Genomic DNA, 7,930 nt, shown 5'->3' on the forward strand with positions numbered 1-7,930 from the left:
GACGACCTCGCCTACGTCATCTACACCTCCGGCTCCACCGGCCGCCCCAAGGGCGTGGAGGTCACCCACGCCAACCTGGCCTGGCTGCTCGCCGCCGCCGACCGGCACTTCGACTTCGGCCCCGCCGACGTGTGGACGCTGATGCACTCGCCCGCCTTCGACTTCTCCGTGTGGGAGCTGTGGGCGCCGCTCACCGGCGGCGGACGCGTCGTCGTGCTCGGCGCGGACGAGGTGCGCGACCCGGCGGCCGTGCACCGCGTGCTGCGCGAGGAGCGCGTCACCGTCCTCAACCAGACCCCCGCCGCCTTCAAGGGCCTGCGCGCCCACCTGGAGGACGCCGGAGCCGGCTTCGGCGACCTGGCCCTGCGCACGGTGATCTTCGGCGGCGACGCCTTCGACGTGCGCGACTACCGCGACTGGTTCACCGCCCCCGGACACCGGCCCGCCCTGGTGAACATGTACGGCATCACCGAGACCTGCGTGCACGTCACGATCCACACCGTGACCGAGGACGACGTCCGCGGCACGGTCCGCTCGCCGATCGGACGGCCGCTGGCCGGGCAGCACGGGTACGTCCTCGACCCCTGGGGCCGGCTCGTCCCGCCCGGCACCGTCGGCGAGCTGTACGTCTCCGGCGGCGGCGTCGCCCGCGGCTACCGCAACCGGCCCGAGCTGACCGCCGAACGCTTCCTGGACGACCCCTTCGGCGCCCCCGGCGCCCGCATGTACCGCACCGGCGACCTGGTGCGGGTGCTCCCCGACGGCCGGCTCGCCTACGTGGGGCGCGCCGACCACCAGGTGAAGATCCGCGGCCACCGGATCGAGCCCGGCGAGATCGAGACCGCGCTGCGCGCCCTGCCCGGCGTCCGGGACGCCGCCGTGGTGGCCCGCGCCGACGGCGGCCCGGCCCGGCTGGTCGCGCACGTCGTCACCGCCGAGGCCCGCCCGCTCGACCCGCCCGCCCTGCGCGAGGGACTGCGGCTGAGCCTGCCCGACTACATGGTCCCGGCGCTGTTCGTGCGCCACGAGCGGCTGCCGCTGACCGCCAACGGCAAGGTGGACCGCGCCGCGCTGGCCGCCGTGCGCGCCCAAGCCGCCGGACGGGGCGCCCACGCGGCGCCCGAGGGTCCCGTCGAGCAGGCCCTGGCCGGAGTGTGGGGCCAGGTGCTCGGCGCCGAACACGTCAGCCGCACCGACAACTTCTTCGACCTCGGCGGCGACTCCATCCTCGCCCTGCGCCTGGTCGGCCTGGGCCGCCTCGCCGGGCTCGCCTTCACCGTCGCCGACGTCTTCCGCGCCCGCACCCTGGCCGACCTGGCCGCGCTCGTCACCGACGCGGCCGACGCACCGGAGCCCGTCGCCCCGTTCTCCCAGCTGGACCCCGCCGACGCCGGCCGGCTGCCGGACCACCTCGCCGACGCCTACCCGCTCACCATGCTCCAGGCGGGCATGCTCCACGAGATGCTCGCCGACCCCCGGCGCGGCGCCTACCACAACGTCACCGACCTGAAGATCACCGTCCCCGAGGGCTTCGACCTCGACGCCTTCCAGGCCGCCGTGGACGCGGTGGTCGCCGGCCACCCCATCCTGCGCACCTCCGTCGACCTCGTCTCCTACCGCGAGCCCCTCCAGCTCGTCCACCGCACCGCCCGCCTCCCCGTCGTCTACACCGACCTGCGCGCACTGCCGCGCGAGGAGCAGCGGGCGCGCCTGCGCCGCTTCGTCGACGAGGAGTTCGACCGCCGCTTCGACCTGGCCGCCGCCCCCCTGGTCCGCATCCACCTGCACCACGTCACCGACCACGACCTGCGGCTCGTCCTCACCGACTGCCACGTCGTCCTGGACGGCTGGAGCCTGACCTCCCTCGTCGCCGACCTGCTCGCCCTGCACCGGGAGGCCGTCGCCCACCGCACCGCCCCGCAGCCGCCGAACGCGCCGCCGTTCGCCGAGTACGTCGCCCTGGAGCGCGCCGCGCTGGCGAGCGAGGAGTCACTGGCGTACTGGCGCGACCGGCTCGCCGAGCTGCGGCCGGTCACCCTCCGCCGCCGCACGGACGGCGCCGCCGAGGACCACCCGCCGGTCCACGAGGTCCGCCGCTCCTACGCCCACCTCGCCGAACGCATCGGCCGGCTCGCCAGGGAAGCGGGCGTACCGCGCCGCACCGTGCTGATGACCGCCTTCCACCACACCATGAGCCTGTTCGCCGACCGCGACGACAGCGTCCCCGGCCACAGCATCGGCCTGGTCACCAACGGCCGTCCCGAACTGCCCGGCGCCGACCGGATGCGCGGACTGTTCCTCAACACCGTGCCGTTCGGGGTGGCCCGCCCGCGCGGCACCTGGCTCGCCTACCTGCGGGACGTCTTCCGGGCCGAGCAGGACATGCTGCCGCACCGCAGGGTCCCGCTGGTCCGCATCGCCGAACTCCGGCCCACCGAACCGCGGCTGACCGACGCCGTCTTCAACTACGTCAACTTCCACCGCCTCTCCCACGACTCCTGGGACGACTCCCTGGAGATCGCCCGCACCATGTTCCCGCTGCTGGTCAACGCCAGTGTCAACGCCTTCACGCTCGACGTGGACCCCGCGTACGTGGCCCCCGCCACCGCGGAGCAACTGGCCGACGTGTACTGCGCCCAGCTGGAGGCCATGACCGCCGCTCCCGACGGCCGCGTCACCCGGCCCGCCCTCACCGGCACCGCCCGCGCCACCGCCCTCGACGACTGGGCCCGCGGTCCCGTCGTCCCGTCCTCCCCGCTGCTCCTGCACGAGCACATCGCCGGCCACGCCGCCCGCACCCCGGGGGCGACCGCCGTCGAACACCTCGGGCAGCGGATCACGTACGCCGAACTGAACGAGCAGGCCGAGCAGGTGGCGCGTCGGCTGCGGCGGCTCGGCGTGGGGCCCGAGACGGTGGTCGGCATCTGCGCCGAACGCGGCCCGGACCTGGTGCGCGCCGCCGTCGGCGTGCTGCGCTCCGGCGGCGCGTTCCTGCCGCTGGACCCGCGACACCCCACCGAGCGGCTCGCGTTCATGGCACAGGACAGCGGGATGCGGGTGCTGCTGACCCAGCGGGCCCTGGACGGCACGGTGCCGTTCGCCGGGCCGGTCGTCCACCTCGACGCCCCCGCGGAGCACCAAGGCCCCGTGCCGGGCGGCCCGGAGGCCGACGCCGACACCCTCGCCTACATCATCTACACCTCGGGCTCCACCGGCACCCCCAAGGGCGTCGCCATCGCGCACCGCGGCCTGTCCAACATGCTCGAGGGCCAGCGCGACCTGGTGGACCCCACCCCCGAGGACCGCGTCCTGCAGTTCGCCTCCTTCGGCTTCGACGCCTCGATCCTGGAACTGACCTGGTCCCTCGCCAACGGCGGCTGCCTCGTCACCGCCCCCGGGGACGACCTGCGCCCCGGACCCGACCTCGCGCGCACCCTGCGCGAGAACCGCGTCACCGCCGCCATGCTGCCGCCCAGCGCCCTCGCCGTCCTCGGCGAGGACACCTTCCCCGGCCTCAGGGTGCTCCAGGTCGCCGGCGAGGCCTGCCCGGCCGAACTCGCCGACCTCTGGTCGCGCGGCCGCCGCTTCCAGAACGTCTACGGCCTCACCGAGACCACCGTGTGGTCCCTCGCCGCCGAGCTGACCCCCGGCCGGGGCCGCCCGCCCATCGGCACCCCGATGCGCAACACCCGCGTCCACGTCCTCGACGACGACCTCCAGCCGGTCCCGGCCGGCGTCCCCGGCGAGATCTACCTCGGCGGCGACGCCGTCGGCCGCGGCTACCTCGGCAGGCCCGCCCTGACCGCCGCCACCTACGTCCCCGACCCGTACGGGGCCCCCGGCGACCGCCTGTGCCGCACCGGCGACCTCGGCACCCACCGGCCGGACGGCTCCGTGGAGTGGCTGGGCCGCCGCGACTCCCAGGTCAAACTGCGCGGCTTCCGCATCGAGCTGGGCGAGATCGAGCACGCCCTGAGGCGACTCCCCGGCATCCGGCAGGCGGTGGTCCTGCACCGCACCGACCTGCCCGGTGAACCCGCCCTCGTCGCCTACCTCGTCCTCTCCGCAGGGCACCGGCCCGCTCCGGAGGAGCTGCGCGGCGCCCTGCGGGCCTCCCTGCCCGGCTACATGGTGCCCGCGCGGTTCGTGGTCCTCGACGAGATGCCCGTCAACCGCAGCGGCAAGACCGACAAGCGGGCGCTGCCCCTGCCGCCGGCCGAACTCGACCGCGCCGACACCGAGTACGTCGCTCCGTCCGGTGCCGCCGAGAAGGTCCTCGCCGAGATCTGGCGCGAGGTCCTCGGGCTGTCCCGGATCGGCGTCCACGACGACTTCTTCCGCATCGGCGGCAGTTCCCTGTCCACCGTCCGCGTCTCCCTGATGGCCACCGCGCGCGGCCTGCCGGTCTCCGTCGGCGACCTGATCGAGCACCCCACCCTCGCCCGGCTCGCCCGGCACGCCGTCCGCGCGGCGGGCGAGGGCCTGCCCGCCGCCGTCACCTCCGAGGTACGGCTGCGCGAGGGCACCGGGGAGCCCCTGTGGTGCGTGCACCCCACCGGCGGCAGCGCCGCCTGGTTCGTCCCGCTCGCCCGCGCCCTGCCGCCCGGCCGTCCCGTGCACGCCTTCCAGGCGCGAGGCCTGCTCGGCGGCATCGACCCGAGCACCGTCACCGGCATCGCCGCCAACTACGTCGCCGAGATCACCGAGCACGGCGGCACCGGCCCGCACGCCCTGCTCGGCTGGTCCATGGGCGCCAACATCGCCCTGGAGATGGCCACCCAGCTCCACCGGGCCGGACACACCGTCGCCCCGCTGGTCCTCATCGAGCCCTACCTGCCCAACCCCGCCGCCCGCGCCCGGCTCCAGGACGTCACCCGGGACCTGCGCGAGGCGCTGCGCCTGCGGGACCGGCTGCGCGACCTGCCGCCCTCCCCGCAGCGCGACCGGGCCACCGCCGAGCTCACCGCCACCCTGCTCGGAGCCGGCATGAGCCCGGCCGAGGCCGCCCTCGTCGAGGGCGCCCCGATCGAGGTGTGGCACTCGCTGCTCGCCGCCCTCGCCGCCTACGAGGTCCGCCCGTACCCCGGCCACGTGCACCTGGTGGTGGGCAGCGAGGCCGCGGGGCTGCCGCGCGGCCGCACCATGCCCGGCCTGGACGTCGACTACGACACCTACGTCGCCCGCTGGCGCGAGACGGCCGGCGGCGGGCTCACGCTGCACGTCAGCGACGGCGACCACATGTCGATGATGGCCGAGCCCAGGGTGCGCGGCATCGCCGGCCTGCTCACCGGCATCGAGGAATCCGACACCGCGAGGACCGCCGCCCCCGCCGGGCGCACCGAGAGGGGAGGGACCCGATGACCACCCACGCTCCCGTTTTTACCGAGCGCTACCTGCTCTCCCCGGACATGATCGCCGACCCCTACGGCCACCTCGACGCCCTGCGCGACCACGCGCCCGTCCACTGGAGCCCCCTGCACCACGCCTGGCTCGTCACCGGGTACGACCAGGTGATGCGCTGCCTGCGCGACCCCGCGGTCTCCGCCGACCGGGTGCGGCCCCTGATGGACGCCGTCCCGCAGGGCGCCCGCGAGGACGCCGAACGGGCCTTCGGGATCCTCTCGCGCTGGATGGTCTTCAACGACCCGCCCGAGCACCGCAGGCTGCGCCAGGTCTTCCAGGAGGCGTTCGCCGCCCGCGCCGTGGCCCGCTACCGCGCCTTCACCGAGAAGGCGACCCGGGCCGTCCTCGCCCGCCGGGCGACGCCCGGCCGCACCGGCGACCTCCTGGCCGACGTCGCCAGACCGCTGCCCGCCCTGGTGTTCGCCCGCTGGCTCGGCATCCCGCCCACCGACGGGCCCTCCTTCTGGTACTGGAACGCCCGTGTCGCCGACCTCGTCCTCGGCACCGCCCAGGAGGAGAGCGAGTACCGGGCCTCCCTCCAGGCGCTGGTGAGCCTCGACGACTACCTCGGCGCCCTCGTCGCCCGGCGGCGCGCCGAACCGGGCGACGACCTGATCAGCCAGGTGCTCCGGGAGGGCCGGGTCGGCGACTCGGTCACCGAGGAGGAGTTCGTCGGGATGCTCACCCAGATGGCGTTCGCCGGCGGGGAGACCACCAGCAACCTCATCGCCAACACCGTCCTGGCCCTGCACACCCGCCCCGACCAACTGGCCGCCGTACGGGCCGAACCCGAACTGGCCCGGGGGGCGGTGGAGGAGACCCTGCGCCTGGACGGCCCGTCCAAGATGTCCATCCGCACCGCCGCCCGCGACCTCGACCTCGACGGCCGCACCCTGCGCGCCGGGGACCGGATCTTCCTCGTCACCGCCGCCGCCAACCGCGACCCGGCCCGCTTCCCCGACCCCGGCCGGTTCGACGTCCGCCGCTGCGGCGCCACCCACCTCGGCTTCGGCTTCGGCGCCCACTTCTGCATCGGCGCCGCCCTGGCCCGCCTGGTCGCCGTGGCCGCCGTCCGCACGCTGGTGTGCGACCACCCCGGCCTGACCCTCGCCGACCCCGGCCGCCCGACCTGGCAGCCCTCCCTGCTCAACCGCGGCCTCACCGCGCTGCCCGTCCACTACTGACCGGGCCCCGGTCCGACGAAAGGCACCCCATGGCCACCACCCTCGCCGACGCCGGCCCACGCCTGTGGGCCCCCGTCCGGCACCGGTCCTTCCGGCTCCTGTGGACGGGGCAGGCGCTGTCCCTGCTGGGCGACGGCTTCAGCGTCGTCGCGTTCTCCTGGATCACCCTCGGCCTGACCGGCTCCACCCTCACCCTCGGCTACGTCCTGGCCTTCCAGGCCGTCCCCCGCGCCCTGTTCACCCTGGTCGGCGGCGGTCTCGGCGACTCGATGTCCCCGCGCACCCTCATGGTCGCCTCCAGCTGGACGCGGGCCGTGCTGATGGCGGCCGTCGGACTGGCCGGGCTGAGCGGGAACCTGACGGTGTGGATGCTGTGCGCCGCGGCCGCCGCCTTCGGCACCGTCGACGCCTTCTTCCAGCCCGCGCGCGTCTCCATCCTGCCCTCGGTGGTCGACGACGAACTGCTCACCCCGGCCAACGCGCTGATGGGGGCCGGCGCGCGGACCGCCGCCGTCCTCGGCCCGGCCGTCGGCGGCCTGGTCATCGCGTTGACCCGGGCGCCGGTCGCCTTCCTCGTCGACGCCGTCTGCTTCGCCCTGTGCGGCCTGTGCGTGGCCCGCGTCCGCACCCGTCCCAGGGCGCCCCGCGCCGGCACGGACGGCACGCCCGAGAAGCAGGCGTCCCTCGCCGCCCGCATCCGCGAGGGCGTCGCGTACACCGCCCGCGACCCGCGGCTGCGGACCGTCGTCGTCCTCGACACCGCCGTCAACTTCTGCTACGCCGGGCCCTTCACGGTCGGTTTCGCCACCCTCGCCGACCAGGTGCTGCGCGGCGGCTCGGCCACGCTCGGCGTGCTCAACGGCTCCCTCGCCGCGGGAGCCGTGCTCGGCACGCTCGCCGGCGGCGCCCTCGGCGGGCGGCCCAGGGTCGGCCTGCTGGTGGCCGCACTGGCCGGCTGGCTCGGCGCGGGGATGGCCGTCCTGGGACTGGTGCACAGCACCCCGGTCGTCGTGGCGACCGTCCTCGCCATGGGGTTCGCCATCGGCTTCCAGGGCGTGTTCGGACTGAGCTGGATCCAGCGGAACATCCCCCGGGACGTGCTCAGCCGCGTCGTCTCCGTCGACATGGTGCTCGGCTACGCCGTCGCCCCGCTGTCGCTGATCGTCTGCGGGGCGCTGGCCGGCAGGGGCGCGTTCGCCCTGTTCTCGGTGGTGGCCGCGGTGCTCGCCGCGACCGGCCTGGCGGTGCTGGGCTCCAGGGCGGTGCGCGAGATGCGGTAGGCGGTCTCCCGCCGCCCGGGGGCTACTCCCGGAGGGCGGCCGACCGCGCGCACAGGTCCGCGC

3 protein-coding genes are annotated in these 7,930 nt (G+C 75.5%); all 3 read left to right on the forward strand.

Translation table 11 applies throughout. The features are described from left to right. Positions 1–5,361 (forward strand): non-ribosomal peptide synthetase (locus tag B7L92_RS14415; RefSeq protein ID WP_081237851.1); only part of this gene is annotated, 5,361 nt, incomplete at its 5' end. Continuing rightward, positions 5,358–6,587: a cytochrome P450 gene (locus B7L92_RS14420; RefSeq protein ID WP_081237853.1), complete on the forward strand. Its 1,230-nt coding sequence runs from the start codon at positions 5,358–5,360 to the stop codon at positions 6,585–6,587. The genes B7L92_RS14415 and B7L92_RS14420, both read left to right, overlap by 4 nt. Positions 6,588–6,616: 29 nt before the next feature. After that, on the forward strand, positions 6,617–7,867 hold the full coding sequence (locus tag B7L92_RS14425; protein WP_081237854.1) for an MFS transporter: 1,251 nt from the start codon (positions 6,617–6,619) through the stop codon (positions 7,865–7,867). Positions 7,868–7,930 lie beyond the last annotated feature (63 nt).

Source organism: Streptomyces viridosporus (genome assembly GCF_002078235.1).
GTDB classification, from domain to species: Bacteria; Actinomycetota; Actinomycetes; order Streptomycetales; family Streptomycetaceae; genus Streptomyces; species Streptomyces viridosporus.

Bases quoted from the DNA above. Each gene is read 5' to 3' on its own strand.
- B7L92_RS14420 (WP_081237853.1), top strand. From the start codon at position 5,358: ATGACCACCCACGCTCCCGTTTTTACCGAGCGCTACCTGCTCTCCCCG.
- B7L92_RS14425 (WP_081237854.1), top strand. From the start codon at position 6,617: ATGGCCACCACCCTCGCCGACGCCGGCCCACGCCTGTGGGCCCCCGTC.